Source organism: Oleiphilus sp. HI0128, assembly GCF_001635365.1.
The window spans coordinates 1-239 of sequence record NZ_LWGG01000643.1 but is presented as its reverse complement, the minus strand read 5'-3'; the positions used below and the strand labels follow the sequence as shown (position 1 = coordinate 239).

Below are 239 nucleotides of genomic sequence, written 5' to 3'. Positions count from 1 at the left end.
TGTTAAGTCTGCAACACCTCTACACACAGGTTCTGACGTTCGCGTTAAAGTGAACATCGTAGGTTCTCAGGATACAACTGGCCCTATGACTTGCCAGGAACTAGAAGCAATGGCTGCTTCGACTATTTCTCCAAGTGTTGATGGTGCTTTCCAATCGGGTTGTCACACAGCTTCTGTATGGGACAACAAAGCGAAGGCTAACACGCCTAAGCTAATGGCATTCATGAACGCATTCGGCG

The 239-nt window shown here is 47.7% G+C and carries 1 protein-coding gene; it reads left to right on the top strand.

Annotated elements, in window-relative coordinates; translation table 11 throughout:
• A partial coding sequence (locus tag A3763_RS08120; RefSeq protein ID WP_156495005.1) for a hypothetical protein occupies window positions 1-239 on the top strand: 239 nt, incomplete at both ends.